This is a genomic window from Escherichia sp. GZ89 (genome assembly GCF_019366485.1).
GTDB lineage: Bacteria > Pseudomonadota > Gammaproteobacteria > Enterobacterales > Enterobacteriaceae > Escherichia > Escherichia fergusonii.
The window spans coordinates 248,912-274,228 of record NZ_JAEOHX010000002.1 but is presented as its reverse complement, the minus strand read 5'-3'; the positions used below and the strand labels follow the sequence as shown (position 1 = coordinate 274,228).

The following is a 25,317-nucleotide window of genomic DNA, read 5'->3' as shown; positions in this document are numbered from 1 at the left end:
TACTCCCCCCCAACGTAGGCGGGAGGGGAATTTGGGCTGTTAAGCCCGCAGTTTATCAGCCACGCTGATTCTGAATATACTTTTTCACAACTTCCAGCGGTGCTCCACCACATGAACCGATGAAATAAGAGCGTGACCAGAGTACGGGCTTTGAATACGCGGCGCGCAAATCAATAAAATCATTCCGCAGCCGCCTACTGGTAACGGACTTAAGGCTGTTTACCAGCTTTGTGAGTTGCACCAACGGTGGGTATTCAATCAGCATGTGAACATGATCTGCCTCGCCGTCACATTCCTTTAACTCGGCGCCAAAGTCCGCGCACACCTCCGCTACATACTGACGCATGTTTGCATGATGCAATTCACCAAAAACTGGACGGCGGTATTTTGTCATAAAAACAACGTGAACATGCAACAGGTAAGCTGAATAGCGTGAACGATTGATTTCGCACACGTATTGACCCTCCCAAAAAAATGTGGATATATTGTACATTCTAAACAACCACATACTGAATGCAAAATGTTAATCCAGAAAGCATATAAATACAGGCTCTACCCCACTGACCAGCAGGCGCAAAGGTTGCGTCAGTTGTGCGGTTGCGCTCGCTTTGTCTGGAACTATGCACTGAATGAAACACTGAGCATTCATGACGCGGGCGGAAAAATTCCGTCAGCTTTCAACCTGAATAAACGACTTACGGGCTGGAAAAAACTCCCTGAGCTGGCCTTTCTTGCTGAGGGTTACACTGACAACCTTCAGCAGAAACTGAAAGACCTGCGGAGCGCATGGGATCGCTGTTTTGATAAATCCCTGACGGCTGAAAAGCCCGTTTTCAAAAAGAAAACCAAAGGCTGCGACTCTATCCGGTTCGTCAATTTCAGCAAATATTGTGGGCTGGATTATGGCCGTGTGAAACTCCCGTCAGGACTGGGCTGGGTTAAATTTCGTCAGTCCCGGAAGATTGAAGGCGTCATTAAAAATTGCACCATCAGCCAGCATGCCGGACACTGGTATGTGTCTTTTCAGGTCGAATTAGCTGTTACCGATCCGATTCACGCATCGACCAGCGCAATAGGCCTGGATGCAGGTATAACAAAGCTGGCAACACTTTCAGACGGCACGGTCTTTGAACCGGTAAACAGCTTTAAAAAAAATCAGGATAAGCTGGCTCGCTTACAGCGCCGTCTGGCCCGGATGGTTAAATTCTCCGCCAACTGGAAAAAGCAGAAAGCGAAGATTTCCCGTTTCCACTCTCATATCGCAAACATCCGCCGCGATTACCTTCATAAAACCACGACGACGATCAGCAAAAACCACGCGATGATAGTCATTGAGGATTTAAAGGTTTCGAACATGTCAAAATCAGCAGCGGGTACGGTAGACCAGCCGGGGCGCAACGTCGCGGCAAAATCAGGTCTTAACCGGGCGATACTGGATCAGGGCTGGGCAGAAATGCGCCGCCAGCTCGAATATAAGCAGGCATGGCGCGGCGGTGATGTGCTGGCGATTAATCCGGCGTACACCAGTCAGAAATGCGCATGTTGTGGGCATACATCGAAAAATAACCGCAGGACGCAGGCGAGCTTTATCTGTACCGCGTGCGGCTATACGGCAAACGCCGATGTAAACGGCGCTCGCAATATATTAACAGCAGGTTTTGAAGTCATGGCGGCAGGACAAATATTGCCGTCAGTCCGTAAAGGACGCGCCCGTAAGGCGGCGTAAGCCGTCGAGCGAGGAACCGGGCAATGCGGCAACGTATTGCTACCCTGACAAGGGAATCCCCCTCCTGAGTCGCTTTGCGCGAAGGTGGGGGAGGATGTCAAGGCCTTTACTTATCGGTTATGTCACATAAGTGACGATGAACGGCGAACTTAATGCGATCTTTTTTGTCAGTAGATAGTATTTTGCGCCAAATTGCCATGCAACGGGCAATTTGACGGGCGTAAAAGTTTGAAGCAGTGGCAAGACCTGACACAGAGGATTCCGATTGATGTCGAATGCTTTGCGTAGCGACACTGATGCCACTACTATCGTTCCACTTTCCATGACAATAACGACAGCCTGATGCCAAAATTACGCCTGATCGGATTAACTTTACTCGCACTTAGCGCGACTGCCGTCTCACACGCTGAAGAAACGCGCTATGTTTCTGACGAACTGAATACCTGGGTCCGTAGCGGTCCGGGAGATCATTATCGCCTCGTAGGCACGGTTAACGCCGGCGAGGAAGTGACCTTATTACAAACTGACGCCAACACCAATTATGCCCAGGTGAAAGACAGCTCTGGCCGTACCGCCTGGATCCCGTTGAAACAACTTAGCACTGAGCCAAGCCTGCGCTCCCGTGTGCCAGATCTGGAAAATCAGGTCAAAACCCTGACAGATAAGCTCACCAATATCGATAACACCTGGAATCAGCGCACGGCAGAAATGCAGCAAAAAGTGGCGCAAAGTGACAGCGTGATCAACGGGTTAAAAGAAGAAAATCAGAAACTGAAAAACGAGCTGATTGTCGCGCAGAAAAAGGTCGATGCCGCCAGCGTACAGTTGGATGACAAACAGCGCACCATCATCATGCAATGGTTTATGTATGGCGGCGGCGTGCTGGGGCTTGGCTTGCTGCTCGGTCTGGTACTGCCGCACCTGATCCCAACGCGCAAACGTAAAGATCGTTGGATGAACTAAATCGCCTTCTTCGTTGCACTGTCTTATTATTAGGAATTGTGTATTTGACGAAGGGATGATGGCGTGAAGATTTATCTGGTCGGTGGTGCTGTTCGGGATGCATTGTTAGGGCTACCGGTCAAAGACAGAGATTGGGTGGTGGTCGGCAGTAGGCCACAGGAGATGCTCGACGCGGGTTACCAGCAGGTAGGCCGCGATTTTCCTGTTTTTCTGCATCCGCAAACGCATGAAGAGTATGCGCTGGCACGTACCGAACGGAAATCCGGTTCCGGTTACACCGGATTTACCTGCTATGCCGCACCAGATGTCACGCTGGAAGATGATCTTAAGCGTCGTGATCTGACCATTAATGCACTAGCCCAGGACGATGACGGTGAGATTATCGACCCGTACAATGGTCTGGGCGATCTGCAAAATCGTCTGTTGCGCCATGTTTCCCCCGCTTTTGGCGAAGATCCGTTACGTGTACTGCGCGTGGCGCGTTTTGCTGCGCGTTATGCCCACCTCAGTTTTCGTATTGCTGATGAAACTCTGGCGCTGATGCGCGAGATGACTCACGCGGGTGAACTGGAACACCTGACGCCTGAACGAGTGTGGAAAGAGACGGAAAGTGCCCTCACCACCCGCAATCCCCAGGTGTTCTTCCAGGTACTGCACGATTGCGGCGCACTGCGCGTTTTATTCCCGGAAATTGACGCCCTGTTTGGCGTTCCGGCCCCTGCCAGGTGGCATCCGGAAATCGACACGGGTATTCATACCTTAATGACGCTCTCAATGGCGGCGATGCTGAGTCCGCAGGTCGATGTCCGTTTCGCAACGTTATGCCACGATCTCGGTAAAGGACTGACGCCGCCAGAGCTTTGGCCGCGTCATCACGGCCATGGACCAGCGGGTGTGAAATTAGTGGAACAACTATGTCAGCGTCTGCGCGTACCAAATGAAATTCGCGATTTAGCCAAACTGGTGGCTGAGTTTCACGATCTCATCCACACCTTCCCAATGTTGAACCCGAAAACCATTGTTAAATTGTTTGATTCCATTGACGCCTGGCGTAAACCGCAGCGTGTCGAGCAACTGGCGCTGACCAGCGAGGCTGACGTGCGTGGCAGAACCGGTTTTGAGTCAGTAGATTACCCGCAAGGCCGCTGGTTGCGCGAAGCCTGGGAAGTGGCGCAGTCAGTGCCGACAAAAGACGTCGTTGAAGCGGGATTTAAAGGTGTGGAGATTCGCGAGGAGTTGACCCGCCGCCGGATTGCAGCGGTAGCCAACTGGAAGGAACAACGCTGCCCAAAGTCTAATTAAGCACTTGAATTTCAATTTATTGCAAACACCGGCCAGGTCGGATAAGACGCACAAGCGTCATATCCGACACTATTCCTCAATCAAAAGAACACGACATACACCGCAGCCGCCACAATAAAGCGATAAATGGCGAACGGAATAAACGAAATGCGCTTAATCAATTGCAGGAAGGTTTTAATCGCAACCAGCGCCACCACAAAAGCGGTGATAAACCCAACGGCAAACATCGGGATATCGCCGGTTGTCAGGAAGCCCCAGCTTTTGTAGAGATCGAGCGCCGTTGCGCCCATCATCATCGGCACCGCCAGCAGGAACGAGAACTCGGAAGCAGCGTAACGGCTCACGCCCATCAGCATCCCGCCAGATATGGTCGCCCCGGAGCGTGAGAAACCCGGCCACAGCGCCAGACACTGGAAGCAGCCAATCATAAACGCCTGACGATACGTCATATCGTCCAAACCCGGCGCACGCGGTTCTTTCGGCTTCAGGCATTCGGCGGCAATCAGCAACAGACCGCCAACGACCAGCGCATACATGACATTAATCGGATTAAACAATGACTTGATGGCATCATGGAATAACAACCCCAGCACCACTGCCGGGATCATGCCAAGCAGAATGTGGATCAGCGTTAAACGGCCTTTGCTTTCTCCTTCGTGCTGCAACGGGCGACCAAAGTGAATACCGATTAGCCCAAACAGACGTCGCCAGAACATGACAACCACAGCCAGAATCGATCCTAACTGGATCACCACTTCAAAGGTTTTCGCCGTATCTCCCTCAAATCCCAACAAATGACCGACAATAATCATGTGGCCTGTGCTGGATACCGGCAGAAATTCTGTCAATCCTTCGACCACACCCAATATTGCCGCTACCAGCAGCGAGTGCATATCGCTCATCAATAAACCCCTAAATAATAAAAATGTATTGCTCGTCAAAAATACTGCAATAAGACTCGGTTATAGCCGTTTGGTTTTATAACTGTAAAATTAATTATTTTCTTTAGGATTATTGCCACGCTCAATAATGACGCCGACATTCGTGGCACGTGCCACCGCGCCTGGCTTACTGAGTTTGATACGTACCCACGGCGAGTTAAAGCGTGCTAACAGCAGCTCCGCCACCTCTTCCGCTACGCGTTCCACCAACGCAAAACGCGCTCCCTCAACGTGGCTGACCACCGTTTCTGCAATGTCAGCGTAGCTGAGACAATCCGCAACATCATCGCTTTTCGCCGCTTTACGGTTATCCCACGCCATTTCGATATCGAACACTAACTTCTGTTCGATGGTCTGTTCCCAGTCGTAAACACCAATAGTGGTGATTACCGAAAGTTGCTCTATAAATACAATATCCATCACGTCCTGCCTGCTTTTTGGCTAACCGGATACCACTTCCGGCGAAATGTGCGTATTATCCACAGATTCATCGTTAAACACGACATTTTCAAAACGGAACAGCTTATGAGTGCAATCGCGCCTGGAATGATCCTCTTCGCGTACCTCTGCGGCTCCATTTCCAGTGCCATTCTGGTTTGCCGCCTGTGTGGCTTACCGGACCCGCGAACCAGCGGCTCCGGTAATCCTGGCGCAACCAACGTATTACGCATGGGTGGCAAAGGAGCAGCCTTAGCAGTGCTGATCTTTGACGTTCTGAAAGGAATGTTGCCTGTCTGGGGCGCATATGAATTAGGCGTCAGCCCCTTTTGGCTGGGATTAATTGCTATTGCCGCCTGTCTTGGACACATCTGGCCCATATTCTTCGGTTTTAAAGGAGGAAAAGGCGTTGCTACCGCTTTTGGTGCCATCGCACCAATTGGCTGGGATCTCACCGGAGTAATGGCGGGAACCTGGCTGCTGACCGTGTTATTAAGTGGCTATTCGTCGCTTGGGGCGATTGTCAGCGCACTGATTGCCCCGTTTTACGTCTGGTGGTTTAAACCCCAGTTCACCTTCCCGGTTTCGATGCTCTCTTGCCTGATCCTGCTGCGCCATCATGACAACATTCAGCGTCTGTGGCGTCGTCAGGAGACAAAAATCTGGACCAAGCTAAAAAGAAAACGCGAAAAAGATCCTGAATAAAATCTTTCAGCCTGCGTTTATTCTTTTCACAGGCTGAAACATGCTTTACGCGGCCGGTAACTCCGCCAGTGGCCAGCGCGGACGCACGCTAACGCCGAGATCCGCCGTCGCGCCTGCTTTAAACCGCACCATTCCGGCATAGGCGATCATCGCGCCGTTATCAGTACAAAATTCCGGACGCGCGTAGAACACTTCGCCACGACGCTTTTTCATCATTTCCGCCAGTTTCGCCCGCAGCGTGCGGTTAGCACTCACACCGCCCGCCATGACCAGCCGCTTAAAGCCCGTCTGATCCAGCGCTCGCTTACACTTAATCATCAACGTATCAACGACCGCATCTTCAAAAGCGCGAGCGATATCAGCACGCGTCTGGTCGTCGGTGCCGTTATCACGAATAGTGTTCGCTGCGAAGGTTTTCAGACCAGAGAAGCTGAAATCCAGCCCTGGGCGGTCAGTCATCGGGCGCGGGAAGACAAAGCGCCCGGCGGTGCCCTGCGCCGCCATTTTCGACAGTAACGGACCACCAGGATAATCCAGCCCTAACAGTTTCGCGGTTTTATCAAAGGCTTCACCGGCGGCATCATCGATAGACTCGCCGAGCAGCTCGTACTGACCAATGCCAGTCACGCTGATTAACTGCGTATGGCCGCCGGAAACCAGCAACGCGACAAACGGGAATTCTGGCGGATTATCTTCAAGCATCGGCGCTAACAGATGCCCTTCCATATGGTGTACCGGGATCGCCGGAACGTCCCAGGCAAACGCCAGAGAACGCCCCACGGTCGCGCCAACCAACAGCGCACCGACTAATCCAGGGCCTGCGGTATAGGCCACAGCGTCAATGTCTTTGGCTGCTAAACCGGACTCCTTTAGCGCCGCCTGGATCAGCGGTACGGTTTTACGCACGTGATCGCGGGAGGCCAGTTCAGGCACGACGCCGCCGTAGTCAGCGTGCAATTTCACCTGACTATACAATTGGTTGGCTAACAAACCTTTTTCATCGTCGTAAATGGCGATGCCGGTTTCATCGCAGGAAGTTTCAATACCCAGTACACGCATGACTTGTTTTACCTCGCTTTATTACCGCGCAGTGTAGGACCAATGCGGGTTGATGTAAAACTTTGTTCGCCCCTGGAGTAAGCCTCGTGTATACTCCTCACCCTTATAAAAGTCCCTTTCAAAAGCGGTCGTGGTGCTTTACAAAGCAGCAGCAATTGCAGTAAAATTCCGCACCATTTTGAAATAAGCTGGCGTTGATGCCAGCGGCAAACCGAATTAATCAAAGGTGAGAGGCACATGCCGGTAATTAAAGTACGTGAAAACGAGCCGTTCGACGTAGCTCTGCGTCGCTTCAAGCGTTCCTGCGAAAAAGCAGGTGTTCTGGCGGAAGTTCGTCGTCGTGAATTCTATGAAAAACCGACTACCGAACGTAAGCGCGCTAAAGCTTCTGCAGTGAAACGTCACGCGAAGAAACTGGCTCGCGAAAACGCACGCCGCACTCGTCTGTACTAATATTCTGAGAGCAACAGCTCTTAATACAGACTGAGTAGTAGTTGTAAGGCCGTGCTTCCGAAAGGAATGCGCGGCTTATTTTCGTTTATGAATTGCTAAAAATCGGGGCCTATGGCTGGACGAATCCCACGCGTATTCATTAATGATCTGCTGGCACGCACTGACATCGTCGATCTGATCGATGCTCGTGTGAAGCTGAAAAAGCAGGGCAAGAATTTCCACGCGTGTTGTCCATTCCACAACGAGAAAACCCCGTCATTCACCGTTAACGGTGAAAAACAGTTTTACCACTGCTTTGGATGTGGCGCGCACGGCAACGCGATCGACTTCCTGATGAACTACGACAAGCTCGAGTTCGTCGAAACGGTCGAAGAGCTGGCAGCAATGCACAATCTTGAAGTGCCATTTGAAGCAGGCAGCGGCCCCAGTCAGATCGAGCGCCATCAACGGCAAACGCTTTATCAGTTGATGGACGGTCTGAATACGTTTTACCAACAATCTTTACAGCAACCTGTTGCCACGTCTGCGCGCCAGTATCTGGAAAAACGCGGATTAAGCCACGAGGTTATCGCCCGCTTTGCGATTGGTTTTGCGCCCCCCGGCTGGGACAACGTTCTGAAACGGTTTGGCGGCAATCCAGAAAATCGTCAGTCATTGATTGATGCGGGCATGTTGGTCACCAACGATCAGGGTCGCAGTTACGATCGTTTCCGCGAGCGGGTGATGTTCCCCATTCGCGATAAACGCGGTCGGGTGATTGGTTTTGGCGGGCGCGTGCTGGGCAACGACACCCCCAAATACCTGAACTCGCCGGAAACGGACATTTTCCATAAAGGCCGCCAGCTTTACGGTCTTTATGAGGCGCAGCAGGATAACGCCGAACCTCAGCGTCTGTTGGTGGTCGAAGGTTATATGGACGTGGTGGCGCTGGCGCAATACGGCATTAATTACGCCGTTGCGTCGTTAGGCACGTCAACCACCGCCGATCACATTCAGTTGTTGTTCCGCGCGACCAACAATGTCATTTGCTGTTATGACGGCGACCGTGCAGGTCGCGATGCTGCCTGGCGAGCGTTGGAAACGGCGTTGCCTTACATGACAGACGGTCGTCAGCTACGCTTTATGTTTTTGCCTGATGGCGAAGACCCTGACACGCTGGTACGAAAAGAAGGTAAAGAAGCGTTTGAAGCGCGGATGGAGCAGGCGATGCCACTCTCCGCATTTCTGTTTAACAGTCTGATGCCGCAAGTTGATCTGAGTACCCCTGACGGGCGCGCACGTTTGAGTACGCTGGCACTGCCATTGATATCGCAGGTGCCGGGCGAAACGCTGCGAATATATCTTCGTCAGGAATTAGGCAACAAATTAGGCATACTTGATGACAGTCAGCTTGAACGATTAATGCCAAAAGCGGCGGAGAGCAGCGTTTCTCGCCCTGTTCCACAGCTAAAACGCACGACCATGCGTATACTTATAGGGTTGCTGGTACAAAATCCAGAATTAGCGACGTTGGTCCCGCCGCTTGAGAATCTGGATGAAAATAAGCTCCCTGGACTTGGCTTATTCAGAGAACTGGTCAACACTTGTCTCTCTCAGCCAGGTCTGACCACCGGGCAACTTTTAGAGCACTATCGTGGTACAAATAATGCTGCCACCCTTGAAAAACTGTCGATGTGGGACGATATAGCAGATAGGAATATTGCTGAGCAAACCTTCACCGACTCACTCAACCATATGTTTGATTCGCTGCTTAAACTGCGCCAGGAAGAGTTAATCGCTCGTGAGCGCACGCATGGTTTAAGCAACGAAGAACGCCTGGAGCTCTGGACATTAAACCAGGAGCTGGCGAAAAAGTAATTTAACGGCTTAAGTGCCGAAGAGCGATCGGGAAGCCCCCGACAGCCGCACTGAGAGGCAGCGGCAAATATATAAGTACGCCCTCGTAATTATCGTTGGCGGTAAACAACCGTTGGATTTCAGCGTTAACGGCTGAAGGACATCGGGTCAATCGCCCAACACCAACCTCATGAAATAAGTGTGGATACCGTCTTATGGAGCAAAACCCGCAGTCACAGCTGAAACTTCTTGTCACCCGTGGTAAGGAGCAAGGCTATCTGACCTATGCCGAGGTCAATGACCATCTGCCGGAAGATATCGTCGATTCAGATCAGATCGAAGACATCATCCAAATGATCAACGACATGGGCATTCAGGTGATGGAAGAAGCACCGGATGCCGATGATCTGATGCTGGCTGAAAACACCGCGGACGAAGATGCTGCCGAAGCCGCCGCGCAGGTGCTTTCCAGCGTGGAATCTGAAATCGGGCGTACGACTGACCCGGTACGCATGTACATGCGTGAAATGGGCACCGTTGAACTGTTGACCCGCGAAGGCGAAATTGACATCGCTAAGCGTATTGAAGACGGGATCAACCAGGTTCAATGCTCCGTTGCTGAATACCCGGAAGCGATCACCTATCTGCTGGAACAGTACGATCGTGTTGAAGCAGAAGAAGCGCGTCTGTCCGATCTGATCACCGGCTTTGTCGATCCAAACGCAGAAGAAGAACTGGCACCAACCGCCACTCACGTCGGTTCAGAACTCTCCCAGGAAGATCTGGACGATGACGAAGATGAAGACGAAGAAGATGGTGATGACGACAGCGCTGACGATGACAACAGCATCGATCCAGAGCTGGCTCGCGAAAAATTTGCTGAGCTGCGTGCCCAGTACGAAGTCACTCGCGACACCATCAAAGCGAAAGGCCGCAGCCATGCTGCCGCTCAGGAAGAGATCCTGAAACTGTCTGAAGTATTCAAACAGTTCCGCCTGGTACCGAAGCAGTTTGACTACCTGGTCAACAGCATGCGCGTCATGATGGACCGCGTTCGTACGCAAGAACGTCTGATCATGAAGCTCTGCGTTGAGCAGTGCAAAATGCCGAAGAAAAACTTCATTACCCTGTTTACCGGCAACGAAACCAGCGATACCTGGTTCAACGCAGCAATTGCGATGAACAAGCCGTGGTCGGAAAAACTGCACGATGTAGCTGATGAAGTGCATCGTAGTCTGCAAAAGTTACATCAGATTGAAGAAGAAACCGGCCTGACCATCGAGCAGGTTAAAGATATCAACCGTCGTATGTCTATCGGTGAAGCGAAAGCCCGCCGTGCGAAGAAAGAGATGGTTGAAGCGAACTTACGTCTGGTTATTTCTATCGCTAAGAAATACACCAACCGTGGCTTGCAGTTCCTTGATCTGATTCAGGAAGGCAACATCGGTCTGATGAAAGCGGTAGATAAGTTCGAATACCGTCGTGGTTACAAGTTCTCCACCTACGCAACCTGGTGGATCCGTCAGGCAATCACCCGCTCTATCGCGGATCAGGCACGCACCATCCGTATTCCAGTGCATATGATTGAGACCATCAACAAGCTCAACCGTATTTCTCGCCAGATGCTGCAAGAGATGGGCCGCGAGCCGACGCCGGAAGAACTGGCTGAACGTATGCTGATGCCGGAAGACAAGATCCGCAAAGTGCTGAAAATCGCCAAAGAGCCAATCTCCATGGAAACGCCGATCGGCGACGATGAAGATTCGCATCTGGGGGATTTCATCGAGGATACCACCCTCGAGCTGCCGCTGGATTCTGCGACCACTGAAAGCCTGCGTGCGGCAACGCACGACGTGCTGGCTGGCCTGACCGCGCGTGAAGCAAAAGTTCTGCGTATGCGTTTCGGTATCGACATGAACACCGACCACACGCTGGAAGAAGTAGGTAAACAGTTCGACGTTACCCGCGAACGTATCCGTCAGATCGAAGCGAAGGCGCTGCGTAAACTGCGTCATCCGAGCCGTTCTGAAGTGTTGCGTAGCTTCCTGGACGATTAATTGTAAAGATATGCATAAGCCCTCCCTCGTGAGGGCTTTTTTATTAAGGAAATCTGGCAGTGCAGCAAGGATACTATTCTCTCCCCGCCCTTCTTTCCGCCCTTGATGCCGGGAAAAAAGTGAAATACCTGTGGTTCTGGGGCCATCAACCTGCCTCGAATAACGAAATTACTGCCTCTTGCTTTAGTCAGTGGTGGCAGGGTTCGCCTTTTACCTATGGTGGTATAACCTACGCTACCGCAGAGCACTGGATGATGGCAGGAAAAGCGCGGCTGTTTAATGACAGTAAAACGCTTGCCAGAATTCTGGCGGCGGCGACCCCGGCAGAAGCCAAAAAGCTGGGGCGACAGGTGACAAACTTTGATGAACAACGCTGGCAGGCCAGTTGCTTTGAGCTTGTCTGTGAAGGGAACTATCACAAATTTAGCCAACATTCGGCATTGAAAACATTCTTGCTAAATACGCAGCCTCGCATTCTGGTTGAAGCCAGCCCGGTGGATAAAATCTGGGGAATTGGCCTTGCAAAAGATCATCCCCATGCCGGAGTGCCGTCTCACTGGAAGGGGAAAAATCTGCTGGGGTTTGCGCTTATGGTAGTCAGAGACCGTTTGGCGGAAGAATAAGCCCGTATCTGGGAGGAGCGGTGCTTTGCCCGCTCATAACTTCGTTACACTATACTTCACAAGCCCCGCATCACCAGCGACTGGTCCAGCTCGCGATACGCTTCCACCAGCTTCTCAAGTGAAACGCGACTCAAACCACTGGGATTTGGCAGCACCCAAATTTGCGTCGCGCCAATGGTGTGCGTTTGTTTCCCCCACTGCGTGCCGCGCTGGCTAAAGCCCTGCTCATAAGCCTGTTTGCCGAGGATCGCCAACGCCTGCGGTTGATAATCCTCAATTTTTTCAATGAGCTTTCGCCCACCAGCATGTAGTTCCAGCTTTGTCACTTCATTTGCCTGTACCGTCGGTCTGTCAACCAGTTTGGTCACGCCGCAACGATAATCCAGCAGCAGTTGAGCCTCTTGCGGTTTTAATTGTCGGTCAGTAAATCCGGCCTGGTGAATCACTTTCCAGAACCGGTTCGCCGGGTGAGCAAAAGGGAACCCCTTTTCCGCACTTGATAACCCTGGATTGATGCCGCAAAACACAACCCGTAACCCTGGAGCCAAAATATCCTCAACCATGTTTACTCCTGTCTAACATCTCCAGGAAAAGTATAACGGATTGAAAACACATTGTTTATAAAAACAGCATCTGTTCAGCGATGGCTGGATCGTGTGTCAGAGTTACTTTATAATCGGCTACCATGGCCCCTTAGCTCAGTGGTTAGAGCAGGCGACTCATAATCGCTTGGTCGCTGGTTCAAGTCCAGCAGGGGCCACCAAATTTAGTAAAAAAATCAAATAATTAAGTCACTCGATCGAGTGGCTTTTTTTGTACGAATGGCAACAAAGTGGCGATAAAATAGCGAGAGAATATAGCTTCCCCTCTTTTCCCCCCGTTACCCACTTTCCACCGCACAACTCAGCGCTTTCTTCACACGGCGCAAATCGCCTTCCCTTCGTACCCAGCCGTCTCTTTCCATGCGATTAAGCAGAGGAATTAGCTGCTTACGTGCAAGGCCAGTTCGCTCCCGGACATCGGCTATTGAAAGCAAATCCCCCGCCTGGCATGCACTAAAAAGCGTATCCAGGAGTGTCTGGTAGTGTTCCCTGGTGATAAACATTTTGTCATCCATCGGCACGATACATTTTCTCTCAACAAGTGCACGCAGTTGCTGTGTCAGTAAAGGTCGATCATGTTGAGTGGCAGAAAAGCAAAGTTGCCCGACTGATTGAATTTCAGCCAATAATTTTTGTAAATCCTGGCTAAGATGACCAAAACTGGCACCGAATACACTGATGCCTTCGGTTGTTTGTTGCCACTTCTGGTTCAGGCATTGTTGTTCTACCAGTTCACGTAAAATAACAATACTTATGCCACTACGGGCAGCCAACTCCTCCATATTCAGGGCCGATGTCGCCTGCATAAAAATATGGTTACACCGCGTCAAACACTGTTGATAGTAGTCTTCCGCCAGCCACCAGCTCTGCAACGCATGGCACTTTGACGGTGCAGGTTTACCATCAGATTCCACATATCCATTTACTGCCAACTGAACCTGTTTTCTCAGTTGCGGTAGTTCGGTGTTCTCTGAGCCAATAAGCGTTGCAATCAATTTTGGTCTCTGCTCGCGACTAAGCGCTCCTGCCCATACCACACGCCCGGCGCTGACCATCCGGCTACCTCCGGGCATCATCAGCAATATTGTCTGTCCCCAAAAAACCGGCAGCGCACGGGAAAGTTGTAAGCGCGCCAATCGCCCATCACCGAGCAAATAGCAACGCCCTTGAGCATAAGAAGTCCCTAGCGCCACTTCCAGTTCACACTGTTTTTTCATGCCGCTAATTCCAGCGGGAAGCTGTACGATCCATTCGCGGCTGATCATCACCCCGGCGTCCGGTCTTGCCAGGCAATCTCCTCGCGCGACTTTATCTTTTTTGAGTTGACGAAAGCTCATCGCCACTCTGCTACACGGTTGTGCGCGCTCCCTCGGAAGATGGTAACTTTGAATCGATTTCACTTTTACCAGTTCATTTCCCGGATACAAACGCAAAACGTCACCAATCTCTACGCCATCTCCACGCAATGTGCCCGTTACAGTGGTGCCAATCCCATTAACAGTAAATACACGGTCAATATATAAATGCGGTCCGGGGGCGAGTGATGATGACGGTGTTTGCTGACGGATTTGTTTAATTAGTGCCTGGCGGAGTTCTTCCACGCCCTCACCGCTCTTTGCGCTAACTCTCCAGATATCCGGCAGCATGTCGCAGTGCGTCAAAAAACGCTCCAGGATCTCTTCTTCAACCTCGGCCAGACGCGAATCATCGGCCAGGTCACACTTGTTGATTGCCACCATAATGTGGCGAATACCAAGAGCCGCAATCACACGTAAATGTTCTTCGCTGAGCGGCGACCAGCCTTCATCGGCTGCCACCACAAACAGCACCAGATCTAACCCCCAAAGACTACTCAGCATATTGCGCAAAAAGCGTTCGTGACCGGGTACGTCAATCATGCCAATTTCATCGCCTTCGGGGCTACGTAAACAGGCAAATCCCAGTTCAATCGTCATACCACGAGCAAACTCTTGTGGTAAATGTGAAGGATGTGTTCCGGTGAGTGCCTGAATAAGGGCGGATTTACCATGATCCACGTGTCCGGCTGTTCCTGTTACCGCATACACGATATGTTCTCCAGATTCAGGAAAAGTGTGGCGGAAGCGGCAGGAGTCGAACCTGCCCCAGCCGATAAGCTGACAACGGTTTTGAGGACCGCAGGGGCCACCGGGCCCCATCAACTTCCTGAAAGCGTGTTTACTATTGCCCCCAACGAAACATACCAGGGGCTTTGTTGACAGCTTCACGCAACAAATTCAAATCAATGAGCTGAAAATCTTGCAGCTCAGCTTCACGCCATTTCCCGGCACGTGATGCGGCAGAAAAACTTCGATAGCGCGTCAGTGCATTTTCAATCATCTCAAGAGAAACCACGTCCAGTTGACACTGACAACTGCCGAGTAGTAGCGATCGATAAGGCGTTTGCGCGGGCGTAATACTGCCACTTTCCGGGTGCATTAGCAGGCATCTGCCAAGATGGATGGCATCCCGCGCGGTCAAAAGCACCTGCTGATAATCCGCGCACAGGCGCATGGCACAACCGAGATAATGCGCTTCTACGGCCGGATTATTGGTAATGATTAATAACGTTTCCATTGCATCCTGCTGTCAGTATCGCCAGCCGTAAGGCTGGCGATCTGGTTAAAACACCGTCTGTTCAGTTACCGGTGTCTGTAATGCCGCAAGTGCCTTCTCCACAAGCTGACGACGAAGTTTTTGTTCGTCGCTGCCATCAAGCAGTGGGTTACCCAGTGGATGTGGGATAGCCACAGCAGGCACAATACGGTTAGCGCCAACCGTGAGTGATATCGGAACAACCGTTGCGATATGGACTACCGGCATGACTTTTTCAATCTCTTTGACCATCGTTGCGCCGCAACGAGTGCAAGTGCCTCATGTCGACGTCAGAATGGCTGCGCTTACTCCCGCTTTCTGCAGTTTCATGGCAATATCAGCGCCGTACTTACGGGCGTTTGCGACCGAAGTGCCATTACCCACTGTTGAGTAGTAATGACTAAACAGCTTGCCAATCTTCCCTTCCTTTTCGAGCTCACGCAGGGCATCGACCGGTAATACACGGTTTGGATCATCATTACAGGCAACGGGATCGTAGCCGCCATGTGCCGTCTGATGCGTGCCTGAACTCAGCGCAGCAAGATCATCAATCGCATATTCGCCAAACCGTGAGGCGCTCGAAGATTCGATATGATCCGGGTTACCTTTCGGAACGACGCCACCGGACGTTACCAGCGCAATGGTGGCAGTGGAGAGATCGATAACCGGAGGCTGAGGATCAACGCGATCAAAAGCTGGCATCGGATATTCTGTTTTGAAAGGCTCGCCCTTCATTTTTTGCATCAACATCCTGACGGCACGAACAGCGCCAACGTCTGACTCAAAATGGTTGATACGCACGCCTCGTGGTAGATAACCGGCTTCCTCCGGAAGACCAGGATTTCCCCCGGTGGCAATAAAACGTTTAATCAACGTTGCCATTGCAGGCAAGGCTGTACGCATGGATGCCGCACTATTACCGGTTTCCACGGCATACATCCACGGGCGATATAACTCGTAGCCTGGGTTCTCCGGGTAAATCCCACTAATCACCGGAATCCCCATCTCAGCAGCGACCTGCGCCACTGTACCGCAAGCCATACCATAGCGACCGGCGTTAAATGCAGGGCCGGTCACCACCATATCAGGTTGATGTACATTGAGAACGTTACGCACGTACTCTTTGCAAAGGTCAGCATTTTCATTGAAATAGCTGTCACCGCAGATAATGGTGGCAATAATATTGCCTTCACCTGCCAGCAATTTTTCCAACTGTAGCCCGACACCAATTGGCCCGATATGGATCTCAGGCGGACATCCCGCCGCCTCTTCCCCGCCCTTTTGACCAAAGAACTGGTTGAGGTAATGCAGTATTCGTAAACTCATTTGCGCTCACTCCTTAGCCGCTGTGCGCCGAAAGGGTGTGAATCCCCAGCTCGTTTGTTGCGCCAGTAATGGCTTGTATTTCCACAGTAATACTGCCGTCGTTATGCAAACTGCCTTCAAACCCACCCGCGATGGTATTGGCATAAACCGAATGGCCTATCACCCGTTTCATCGGAGGTAGAGTAATGACCTGATTGGCATTACCAGCGGTAACCACGGCATTGGCGGAAGGATGCGCGTCGGCAAGCGACTGGCTTTCCCCACCACGCCCGGCATATTCGTCGGTTAACAACACCGTCTGGATCCCCTGCGCTTCGAGTTTGTAGCAGTTCATCATCAGATCGGCATCCGGGTTACCAAACCCTTCTTCACTGATAATCGCCCCGCTAATCCCCATTTGATCTGCCAGTCGCGCCACCATATTTGATGAGCGTACTTTGTCACTCAACGTCACGTTTTCATTGGTTAAAATAACGCCAATGAAATTGAGATCTTTGCCATGACGGCGATAAAGCTCAGCAATCACCGGATTGTTCTGGTGGCTCCAGGTGGTGTTTTTATCGCAGGCAGAAACACAGTTACCGCTGACAATGGCGCCATCCATCGCTTCGGTGGGATACATCAGAGTGGGGACGATTTTTTTCACATCTACGCCGTAAAACCAGGTGTCGTGCAATAGTCCCTGGCTTTGTAGCATATAGACGTAGCCTACTGCGGGCAGGTCTGGATATGCTGCGTGCTGCTTCGCCAGTGGCAAGGTTTCGTAGGTTGTGACTTCATCCGCCGGAGTCGTTTTCACCTGATCCGCAAGCCAACGTGCCGTCATCAGCCCAACACGCCGCAGGATCTCTTCATGCTGGTACTGGTTGCACTGCTCATCGACTTCAATACGCAGCACAAGGTTACGCAACGTCGAATAAGGCGTGTAAGGCGCACCAGGACCAGACATATCAATAATCCCTTCCTGGAAACCTACAACTTTTCCGGTCGTCAGTACCGAAATGCCTTTAAGGGCCAGTGTCTTACCGCTCCCGACAATAGCTTCTTCCCCCCGGTTAATACCTGGAAAACAGCAGCCATCATCCAGCTTCGTGCGTGGTTCGATGACATCTTTTACCGGCATAATGCGTACTTCTTCACCGGGATGAACAATCACCGTTTCCACCTCCACAATCTGTGGGTGAATGGTGCGGATAAACTCTTCAAGTTCTCGCTGACAGAGCTGCAAATGTCCGCCTGCCAGTGATGTTTTTTCTGCAAAAGTGAACTGCTTGATCTGAATAGTGCCAAGTTCTAGTTTCATGGCTGGCTCCTTAACTCAAAAACGATTTCAGATGCTGATCAGCATCTGCACGTTGTTGACGATTAATCATCAACACCGGACCGGTACAGCCCATGCCGGTTTCAGCGTAGATCCCATGTCGCCACAAATGCTGGCAGGCCTCCTCCAGGAGGAGAATGTCGATGCCATGGATCTCATCGTCCAGTACGGTTTTTGGTGGCGCAGATACTGCGATAGTTGTTGACGGCCCGGCAGAAGGCGTACGTTGATGGACGATCTCTTCGATCCCGCAACTACTGGCAAGCTGCCAACATTTCTGCCAGTGATGCATCAGATCGTTTCTTGCCATCTGAGCGCAAAAACAGAGTGCCTGGGAAATGGTCGCCGGGCCGCTGGCACGCGAAATAATGCCAATGATCGCTTTTTGATCTGGCCCAAGACCAATGCCATAGCCGCTGCCCATTGTTTCCATTTCGCCGCCGCTAAGACCCGCACTGAAGAGCTTAATCAGCAAGTTTCCGGTGAGCGTGTCGCAAACCAGCACGTCAGATGTGGCACGAATAAGATCGTTACCGCGCATCAGCGCTCCGCCATCAGCTCGTGAAGACTGCGCAAAATGTAGCGGGAATCCGGCCTCCCTAAGTCGCGCCAGCAGACGTTGAACAGTAGAAGCATCGTCCACATTGAGGATACCTACCCGGGGTTCCTCAATGCCGAGAGCTTCTGCCATCGCCACGCCAGCAATGGCGTTTTTCACCATCGCCGCAGGGCGGTGAACATCGCTGGTGCCTGTGGTACTGGCCAGCACCATTGACCGACCGGTTGCTATCGAATGGATTTGTGCAACAGTGGCAACACCAAGTGGGAAGTTGTAGTGCAGGGTCACTGCGCCTGCGACTTCGCCATCTGCTAACAGTTGCTCCATGATTCGATGCGCCGACGCCAATTCATCCGCCTGATACCAGGGAAATCCGGGGATGGGCTTCGGGCCAATAATGACCGGTAGTAATCGGTCAGCTACCTGTTCAGCTGCGCTGAGCAGTACATCGGTGGAAAACTCACTTCCCAGAGCAGTAAAGGCAATTTTCAGCCGTGGTGGCGCGCCACTTAGCGCATCTGCCAGCCCGCGAAGTGTTTTAGCAACAGGATGCTCAGCCATGCCATCCTCCTGCTTCCAGCTCGTCGGCAACTTTACGCATCGCTTCCGCCAGCAACTCTGCGGCGGCACGGTTGTCGAGAACCACGTCTTCCACAATGCCCTGATTACGTTCAACCAGTACGCTAATGCCATCAAACTGGCTGGTCATCCGCCCAAGGAACAGGCTTCCCTTACCAACCACCATAAAGTTGTCGATGGTGTTATCCGCAATTTCGCAAAGGCCATGACCAATAAACGGAACGCCAGAAGGAATATGCCCTTGTGTTGGCGCAAAGCCAGGCATCCCGTGACGTGCCACAAACTCGTTGATTTGGCTACGCTCAAGCCACCCTTCCATTACACTGAGTGCCGCAATCATTTTGTAGTTAGATTCCGGTACGTTACCTGCGCCTGCAGGTTGAGTGATTTCCGGGTTTTGCAGTTCGGCGCTATATTTATCGACATCGGCCGTGGTCATTCCTACCGCTTTTAATGGTTGTGAGATTAACGCTCCCATTACTGCCTGTGGTGACGCCCCCGTTCCCACAGTGTGCCGTCCCACCACGCGAGTATTAATCACCGGGCTAACGCCATCATCTTCACTTATTAGCAGAGCAAAACCGCCGAGGACATCTTCCATCAGTGGTAAGCCCTGGCGAATGTGATCCCGTCCGTTCATCCCCAGCTTGGCAACCGAACCGCCCGCCAGCACCAGCACATGTTTATAAACACCGCTTTTGACCAGTGCCGCCGCATTGACCAACGCATGAACTGGCCCGGCACAGAAACCACGCATATCGATCCCAGTGGCCTGCAGGCAATTCAGGCTTTCTGCGACAGCTTTCGCAAGGTTACCGCCGCCACGCTGGTTAACATCACCTATTGCCTCTTCCGAGCACTCGATAACGTATTCCACCTTCTCCAGCATATCGCTGGAGATATGCCAACCAGCCAGTACTGCACTGGCTTTAGTGACCAAATTCTCCAGCATAACGTGAGCGCTAAGGTTGATATCGAGGTCATGTGCCGCTTTAACACACCCGACCAGGCGCTCGCCATACCACAGTGGAGCGGCATGCTGAGCCACCAGCAGTGCCAGTTCATCTTCACTGGCTGTAACAGCTTTATCCATCAGGCCACGAGAGGCCAGTGTAGGATGATCTGCCAGTTTTCCCCGGATATCCTGGACAAACGACTCCTGCCAGACAGTGAGATCAAAGGCGTCTACAAAACAGAGCATGCCGTACAGCACTGACTCACTGTATATCTCACCAAATGTGCCGACTGTTCCTCCCTCCTGGATGACGTTGAGCCAGGGTCTGGGGAGCGTCTCCAGTTCTGCAGGGCTGATATTGCCGATAAAGCACTGATGCGGGGGATAATTTACCGCCTGGTCAAAAGATCGTAGATGGCGGGGTATCTCCGAAAGCCAGGGTTCATCCGGGTTTTTATGTCGGGCTTGCAAAATGGCGGAGCCATGCCATTTCAGCAAATCCGGCGTATGCGCCAGGATATAGCCTGCCTGTCGTATCACTGCATTTCCCATAATTCCTCCCGAAGTGGTCTCCGGCACTGAAGCCGGAGAGCCTCCTGTTAACTCAGGTAGTGACAGTATTCTTCCCTGTACTGACGGACTTCACGGGAAATAGCGTCGACATCAAGCACCATCTCCATCATCCCCACCTGCTCCTGATACACGTCGGTATCAACGGCCTGCTTCACTTCATCTTCCACTATGTGGTAACACTGGAGTCCCAACTGGACTCCCGCCAGAGGGCCTGCAAAAGTCGGATCGCCGTTTGTTACGGTTTCACATGCCAGACCAGAAGCTTCTGCTTCTGAACCACCGAGGATCACAATCAGATCTTGCGGTGGATATTTTTCTGACAGTGCGAGAACACGGCGCTGATTTTCCAGGTCCATCGCTCCGGCGCTTGTTCAGACAAAGCACTCGGTCGTACTAAACACCACCTCAGCACCGGCAGAACGCACGCAAGTTTCAATTGCCGGGCCGGGGACACCATCCCTGTCACCAAGGATGATGATTTTTTTACTTCTGAGATCCATAGCTCTCTCCTTTGTTGAAAAAAGGGTTACGCCGCGCCTGCAAGAACGGCATCAAGCGCCTGACGAATATCATCGGCAGCGAGCGACTCGCCGCTAAGATGGGTCATCCGCTCGCCATTACGCCAGATAACAATCGAAGGCAGGCCCATCACCTTTTGCGCCATCGCCAGACGGCGGTTGCCCTGAATATTGAGGCTGCAAAAATCCACTTTGCCGCTGTAGTCCTCCGAAAGCTGATGGACATCCGGCATTAACTCTTTGCAGCGTTCACAGCTTTCGCTCCAGAAATCAACCAACACCACACCACTGGCGATTGCATCGTCAAAATTATCTTTATTCAGTTCCTTCATACGGTGAGTTCCTCCAGGACGAGATCAATTGAGTTAAATGCAGGTTTAGTCATTCGGCACATTTCGCCACCATGCTCAAGGCACAGCAACGTAGGCAATTCTGTTATGCCATAACGTTTAGCAAGCCGTTGATTTTTATAACTATCTACAGGCACGAAGCGCCAGTCTTCATAATGGGCAATTTGCTGTTCGAGTTGAGTTAATAGCTCCACACTCTCTGACTGGACCGGCGACCAGAACAGCACCATGTTTTTAAACTCACTATTGAGTACATGTTGCTGCCAGAAGGCTTCTTGTTCGAGATAGTGGCTGGCGGCAACAGCTGCAACCGCGCCATCTCCGGCGGCAGTGACGACCTGACGAAGAAATTTATGGCACACATCGCCCACGGCAAATACGCCGGGCAGTTGCGTTTCCTGCTGGGGGTTAGTTTCGATATAGCCGCTGTCAGACAAGGGAAGTTGTGCTTTTATTGGTGTCAGCCAGTCGGTCTGCGGTACGGTGCCAACGAACATAAACACCCCATTGGTATTTATGCGCGAACGCTCACCAGTTTTGACGTTCATGATCTCAACGCCATCAACCAGTTCATCACCCGTAATTGCGGCTACCGTGCTGTTCCAGATAAAACGGATTTTTTCGTTGGCAAATGCTTGTTCGCGGGCGATGCGGTCGGCATCGAGATGACCTTCATCATGAATAACAACCATGGTGACGGAGTTAACGTAACGTGTCAGAAAAATGGATTCCTCAACAGCAGTATTTCCTGATCCCACCACGACCACATCCAGTTCGGTATAAAAATCTGCATCGCAGGTGGCGCAATAAGAAACGCCGCGTCCGGCAAACTCTTTTTCACCAGGAATACCCAAAATACGGGGACGTGTACCGGTGGCAATAATCACACTTTTTGTCGCGAGTGTAGTGCCATCTTTAAGCTTCAACCTTTTATGTAATCCATCTGGACTCATAGCCAGTGATAACACCCGTCCTTGCAAAAACTCTGCGCCAAAATGACGGGCGTGTTCAGTAAACTTTTCCATCAAAGCCGGACCACTGTCTTTAATGATCCCCGGATAATTTTCCAGTTCCGAAGTGGTGGCACATTGCCCGCCAGGTTTCCGCTTTTCTTCCACGACCAGCGTTTTTAATCTGGCTCTGGCGGCATACAGTGCAGCGCTTAATCCGCCAGGACCACCGCCAACAATGATTACGTCATATTCATCATTATTTATCATATTTTCCCCTTCAGGGATGAAAGCTAATAACGGACGCAGCATATTCCTGCCCATACCGGCATACCGACGAGAATAAACAGAGGTGATATGGGATATTTATTAAAAATACCAGAATATAACTAAAGACTTTGCTGCACGCAGCAAAAGGCAGGAGTTTGAAAGTTAAAGAAAGTACAACTTACACCTAAAATTTCTCATAGGGATAATTCCAGGCAGGAAACGCATATCTACATCTACATAATTCGAGTTGCAAGCGATGAAACCACAGAAAATTACATAATTAAGTGACTCTGTTAAGCAAATACAGTCGTAGCTCATGCAACTTGAAGTATGACGAGTATAAAAGAATCGCCGTGGATACAGTACGGTATGATAATAACTAATTCTGTGATCACTGCAATACTCTTGCATTAGAAAATGTATCGCTTCAGCCCCCGTATATAGAGCATCAGTTCTTGATAAAAATATAAAAATCCGAAAGACTTTCCAGTCAGACTGTTTTATTTTATTCACAACTTTTGTTCTGGGAAGACCATACTCTAAATAATTCTCTCGCAGCAGAGACAACTTGAAGTATGGTGAGTATAAAACCTCAATCGGAATAATAAATTTAATACTAAGAATTATATAATTTTTTAGCCAGGAACATTAGCAATAATTTTTTTGATTATTATTCAGGGTATATACGCTGAATAACTCACAGCAGATGCAACTTGAAGTATGACGAGCATAATGCCGATTATATGATAGCCATCTCAGTGGGTTGATATAATACGTTTTAATGAAAAATGTAATATAGCCTGATGCGCTACGCTTATCAGGCCTACAAAATTACTGCAATATATTGAATTTAAATGTTTTCAAAGGCCGTACAAGACGTTTACGGCGCGTCAGGCAATTTAGCGTGCCAGTATGCAGCTGCACGCACTAATTGCTGGTTATAACGTTCCCCCGCAAAACGCTGGCTGAGTTTTTTGACAACCTTCCCTTCGCCTGTGATCCAGATAAAGTAGTCATCTTCCGGGATCTGTAACTGTGCCAGTCGTGCATCTACGGCCTGCTCATCATGCGCCAGCCATTCAATATTAAACCCCTCAAGATGAGCAAGATAATCCTTACAAGCTCTGTCCTGCACACTCACCAGCGCAGTGATATTAGGTTTGACCGCAAGCTTACTCAATATTTCCAGCCGACGGCGTAATGCGGGCATACCTGATTCATCACAAACATAGAGTTGATATGAGTAATCCTCTGGCACTACCAGCGATCCGCGTGGTCCACCAATAGTGAGTTTATCGCCCGGTTGTGCCTGCATCGCCCAGCGGCTTGCTACACCGCCATTATGGATAAAGAAATCCAGTGCCAGTTCATGACGTTGCTCATCGTAAAGCGGTGTGTAGTCACGCGAAACCGGGCGCGTACCTTCTGGCCAGATAATACCGTCGTCGGTAACGGTTGGCGGCACAAAATGAGTCCCCGGTGCAGGGAAAAAGACTTTGCTGTGATCATCAAAACCGTGCGATGTAAAACCGTCCAGCGCCTCGCCGCCGAGGACGATACGCTGAAAACAGACACTGATGCGTTCAATTCGTAATACGGTCAGTTCACGGAAGCGCAATTCGTTACGAACGCGCTGTGGGTAACGGGGAGAGTTATTCATTGTTGTGCCTTTGCGGTAGTAATCAGATATATCTAAAAAAAGCTCGCAAATGATAATGATTGTTAATCAAGTTAATTGCAAGAAATTTTTATGGCTCAAAGAAAGTGTTACTTATGGCATTCTGATTCAAATGCCAGATAAATCGTGAACACCTTCCCAAGCCTGTAGGTTTAAAAAAGTACTTTTCAGTGCTTGCAACAAATCCTGTTATAGATATAAATTAGATATATCTAAACAAACAACAGGAGGCTGATATGAGCCATCATCATGAAGGGTGTTGTAAACATGAAGGCCAGCCACGTCACGAAGGCTGCTGTAAAGGTGAAAAAGCAGAACATGAGCACTGCGGACACAATCATCAGCATGAGCACGGCCAATGCTGTAGTGGCGGGCGTCATGGTCGCGGCGGCGGGCGTCGTCAGCGCTTTTTCGGACATGGTGAATTACGCCTGGTGATTCTGGATATTCTCTCCCGCGACGATAGCCACGGTTACGAGCTGATTAAAGCCATTGAGAATTTGACCCAGGGTCATTACACGCCAAGTCCGGGGGTTATCTACCCAACACTGGATCTACTCCAGGAGCAGGCACTGATCGCCATCCGCGAAGAAGAAAATGGGAAGAAACAGATAGCCCTGACTGAACAAGGTGCGCAGTGGCTGGAAGAAAATCGTGAGCAAATGGATCTGATTACGGAGCGAATCAAATCGCGTAGCGTCGGTGCAGCTCTGCGCCAGAACCCGCAAATGAAGCGGGCGCTGGATAATTTCAAAGCAGTGCTGGACTTAAAAGTAAATCAGAGCGCTATCAGCGATGCGGAAATAAAAAAGATCATTGCAGTGATCGACCGCGCCGCTTTTGATATTACCCAGCTGGATTAATCGCCAATTGCCGGATACGGCAATTGCTCTATCCGGCTATACCAAAGGCCATATCTG

At 50.8% G+C, this 25,317-nt stretch carries 24 protein-coding genes and 2 tRNA genes; 10 read left to right on the top strand and 16 right to left on the bottom strand.

From position 1 onward, the window contains the following. Positions 1–55: 55 nt before the first annotated feature. Positions 56–508, bottom strand: coding sequence for an IS200/IS605-like element ISEc41 family transposase (gene tnpA, locus K0335_RS05640; protein ID WP_000266197.1), 453 nt, complete (start codon positions 506–508; stop codon positions 56–58). A gap of 12 nt (positions 509–520) precedes the next feature. Between tnpA and K0335_RS05635 the strand changes: the two genes are divergently transcribed. The 3 genes from K0335_RS05635 (at position 521) to cca (ending at position 3,991) form a co-directional block, all read left to right on the top strand. Further along, on the top strand, positions 521–1,726 hold the full coding sequence (locus K0335_RS05635) for an RNA-guided endonuclease TnpB family protein (protein WP_104920263.1): 1,206 nt from the start codon (positions 521–523) through the stop codon (positions 1,724–1,726). A gap of 342 nt (positions 1,727–2,068) precedes the next feature. Then, a complete protein-coding gene (locus K0335_RS05630; protein ID WP_001125332.1) occupies positions 2,069–2,689 on the top strand; it encodes a TIGR04211 family SH3 domain-containing protein in 621 nt (206 codons plus the stop codon). A gap of 63 nt (positions 2,690–2,752) precedes the next feature. Continuing rightward, positions 2,753–3,991, top strand: a complete 1,239-nt coding sequence (cca, locus tag K0335_RS05625; RefSeq protein ID WP_104920262.1) for a fused tRNA nucleotidyltransferase/2',3'-cyclic phosphodiesterase/2' nucleotidase/phosphatase Cca — start codon at positions 2,753–2,755, stop codon at positions 3,989–3,991. Between the two features lie 80 nt (positions 3,992–4,071). Here the strand turns inward: cca and bacA are convergent, their stop codons facing one another. Beyond that, positions 4,072–4,893, bottom strand: coding sequence for an undecaprenyl-diphosphate phosphatase (gene bacA / locus K0335_RS05620; protein ID WP_015953716.1), 822 nt, complete (start codon positions 4,891–4,893; stop codon positions 4,072–4,074). A gap of 90 nt (positions 4,894–4,983) precedes the next feature. After that, entirely contained in the window at positions 4,984–5,352 is a 369-nt protein-coding gene (gene folB / locus K0335_RS05615) for a bifunctional dihydroneopterin aldolase/7,8-dihydroneopterin epimerase (protein ID WP_104920261.1), read from the bottom strand. 105 nt (positions 5,353–5,457) lie between these two features. Here folB and plsY point away from each other — a divergent pair, with 105 nt between their 5' ends. Further along, positions 5,458–6,075, top strand: coding sequence for a glycerol-3-phosphate 1-O-acyltransferase PlsY (gene plsY / locus K0335_RS05610; protein WP_001272789.1), 618 nt, complete (start codon positions 5,458–5,460; stop codon positions 6,073–6,075). Positions 6,076–6,120: 45 nt separating this feature from the next. Here plsY and tsaD read toward each other — a convergent pair whose 3' ends face one another. After that, a complete protein-coding gene (tsaD, locus tag K0335_RS05605; RefSeq protein ID WP_001264347.1) occupies positions 6,121–7,134 on the bottom strand; it encodes a tRNA (adenosine(37)-N6)-threonylcarbamoyltransferase complex transferase subunit TsaD in 1,014 nt (337 codons plus the stop codon). Positions 7,135–7,371: 237 nt separating this feature from the next. Here tsaD and rpsU point away from each other — a divergent pair, with 237 nt between their 5' ends. The 4 genes from rpsU to K0335_RS05585 all read left to right on the top strand — a co-directional run bounded on the left by rpsU (position 7,372) and on the right by K0335_RS05585 (position 12,103). Then, positions 7,372–7,587, top strand: coding sequence for a 30S ribosomal protein S21 (gene rpsU, locus K0335_RS05600; protein WP_001144069.1), 216 nt, complete (start codon positions 7,372–7,374; stop codon positions 7,585–7,587). 111 nt (positions 7,588–7,698) lie between these two features. Then, a complete protein-coding gene (gene dnaG, locus K0335_RS05595; protein WP_000918846.1) occupies positions 7,699–9,444 on the top strand; it encodes a DNA primase in 1,746 nt (581 codons plus the stop codon). A gap of 194 nt (positions 9,445–9,638) precedes the next feature. After that, complete coding sequence (rpoD, locus tag K0335_RS05590; RefSeq protein ID WP_000437386.1) at positions 9,639–11,480, top strand: RNA polymerase sigma factor RpoD; 1,842 nt, start codon at positions 9,639–9,641, stop codon at positions 11,478–11,480. 59 nt (positions 11,481–11,539) lie between these two features. Continuing rightward, on the top strand, positions 11,540–12,103 hold the full coding sequence (locus K0335_RS05585; protein WP_001183952.1) for an NADAR family protein: 564 nt from the start codon (positions 11,540–11,542) through the stop codon (positions 12,101–12,103). Between the two features lie 56 nt (positions 12,104–12,159). On the opposite strand, the gene mug is transcribed toward K0335_RS05585, so the two are convergent. Further along, positions 12,160–12,666: a G/U mismatch-specific DNA glycosylase gene (mug, locus tag K0335_RS05580; protein ID WP_000228925.1), complete on the bottom strand. Its 507-nt coding sequence runs from the start codon at positions 12,664–12,666 to the stop codon at positions 12,160–12,162. A 124-nt stretch (positions 12,667–12,790) separates the two neighbouring features. Between mug and K0335_RS05575 the strand changes: the two genes are divergently transcribed. After that, a tRNA-Ile gene (locus K0335_RS05575) sits at positions 12,791–12,866 on the top strand. Between the two features lie 117 nt (positions 12,867–12,983). On the opposite strand, the gene selB is transcribed toward K0335_RS05575, so the two are convergent. From selB to K0335_RS05510, 11 genes are all read right to left on the bottom strand, one after another. Continuing rightward, the gene (gene selB, locus K0335_RS22655) at positions 12,984–14,771 is read right to left on the bottom strand and encodes a selenocysteine-specific translation elongation factor (RefSeq protein ID WP_046076379.1); all 1,788 of its coding nucleotides are present in this window, start codon (positions 14,769–14,771) and stop codon (positions 12,984–12,986) included. Between the two features lie 28 nt (positions 14,772–14,799). Next, a tRNA-Sec gene (locus K0335_RS05565) sits at positions 14,800–14,890 on the bottom strand. A 14-nt stretch (positions 14,891–14,904) separates the two neighbouring features. After that, a complete protein-coding gene (locus K0335_RS05560; protein ID WP_000449100.1) occupies positions 14,905–15,300 on the bottom strand; it encodes a GrdX family protein in 396 nt (131 codons plus the stop codon). Positions 15,301–15,345: 45 nt separating this feature from the next. Further along, positions 15,346–16,644, bottom strand: a complete 1,299-nt coding sequence (locus tag K0335_RS05550) for a glycine/betaine/sarcosine/D-proline family reductase selenoprotein B (RefSeq protein WP_104920259.1) — start codon at positions 16,642–16,644, stop codon at positions 15,346–15,348. Positions 16,645–16,657: 13 nt separating this feature from the next. After that, positions 16,658–17,947 carry a glycine/sarcosine/betaine reductase component B subunit gene (locus K0335_RS05545; protein ID WP_046082435.1) on the bottom strand — a complete coding sequence of 430 codons (1,290 nt, stop codon included), beginning with the start codon at positions 17,945–17,947 and terminating at the stop codon, positions 16,658–16,660. A gap of 10 nt (positions 17,948–17,957) precedes the next feature. Then, positions 17,958–19,085 carry a glycine/sarcosine/betaine reductase complex component C subunit alpha gene (grdD, locus tag K0335_RS05540; protein WP_219393761.1) on the bottom strand — a complete coding sequence of 376 codons (1,128 nt, stop codon included), beginning with the start codon at positions 19,083–19,085 and terminating at the stop codon, positions 17,958–17,960. After that, a complete protein-coding gene (grdC, locus tag K0335_RS05535) occupies positions 19,078–20,610 on the bottom strand; it encodes a glycine/sarcosine/betaine reductase complex component C subunit beta (protein ID WP_000525982.1) in 1,533 nt (510 codons plus the stop codon). The genes grdD and grdC overlap by 8 nt, the downstream gene beginning before the upstream one ends. 47 nt (positions 20,611–20,657) lie before the next feature. After that, a complete protein-coding gene (gene grdA / locus K0335_RS05530) occupies positions 20,658–21,131 on the bottom strand; it encodes a glycine/sarcosine/betaine reductase complex selenoprotein A (RefSeq protein WP_077626276.1) in 474 nt (157 codons plus the stop codon). 26 nt (positions 21,132–21,157) lie between these two features. Further along, positions 21,158–21,481 (bottom strand): co-chaperone YbbN, encoded by a 324-nt coding sequence (locus K0335_RS05520; protein ID WP_000661404.1) that lies wholly within the window; start codon positions 21,479–21,481, stop codon positions 21,158–21,160. Beyond that, positions 21,478–22,719 carry an FAD-dependent oxidoreductase gene (locus K0335_RS05515; RefSeq protein WP_229321684.1) on the bottom strand — a complete coding sequence of 414 codons (1,242 nt, stop codon included), beginning with the start codon at positions 22,717–22,719 and terminating at the stop codon, positions 21,478–21,480. Before K0335_RS05515 ends, K0335_RS05520 begins: the two co-directional genes overlap by 4 nt. Before the next feature lie 880 nt (positions 22,720–23,599). Continuing rightward, the gene (locus K0335_RS05510) at positions 23,600–24,379 is read right to left on the bottom strand and encodes a siderophore-interacting protein (RefSeq protein WP_104920256.1); all 780 of its coding nucleotides are present in this window, start codon (positions 24,377–24,379) and stop codon (positions 23,600–23,602) included. A gap of 254 nt (positions 24,380–24,633) precedes the next feature. Between K0335_RS05510 and K0335_RS05505 the strand changes: the two genes are divergently transcribed. Further along, a complete protein-coding gene (locus tag K0335_RS05505) occupies positions 24,634–25,260 on the top strand; it encodes a PadR family transcriptional regulator (protein WP_000017989.1) in 627 nt (208 codons plus the stop codon). Positions 25,261–25,317 lie beyond the last annotated feature (57 nt).